Here is a 254-nt window from a genome sequence, read left to right on the forward strand (position 1 = left end):
CGCGGCGCAGTCGATGCAGGAGCAGGCCGGCAACCTCGTCGAGGCGGTGAGCGTATTCCGGCTCGATGCCGGCGCCCGCCCCGCTCTCCTGCAATTTCAAACCTCATGAAGAGACCCGGATGAACCCAACAGACACATCGAAGCAGGCCGCGAGGCCGCTGGAATTCCTTTCCTTCACGCTGGGCGAGGAGGAGTACGGCATCGACATCCAGAAGGTGCAGGAACTGCGCGGCTACGACGCGGTGACGCGCATC

Annotated in this window: 1 protein-coding gene; it reads left to right on the top strand. The window is 64.2% G+C overall.

Annotation, left to right across the window (positions count from 1 at the left end):
- Window positions 1–119: 119 nt before the first annotated feature.
- Window positions 120–254: chemotaxis protein CheW (locus EJI01_RS28525; protein WP_185879120.1), on the top strand; the 135-nt coding region annotated here is incomplete at its 3' end.

Source organism: Variovorax sp. MHTC-1 (assembly GCF_003984645.1).
Classification (GTDB): domain Bacteria; phylum Pseudomonadota; class Gammaproteobacteria; order Burkholderiales; family Burkholderiaceae_C; genus Variovorax.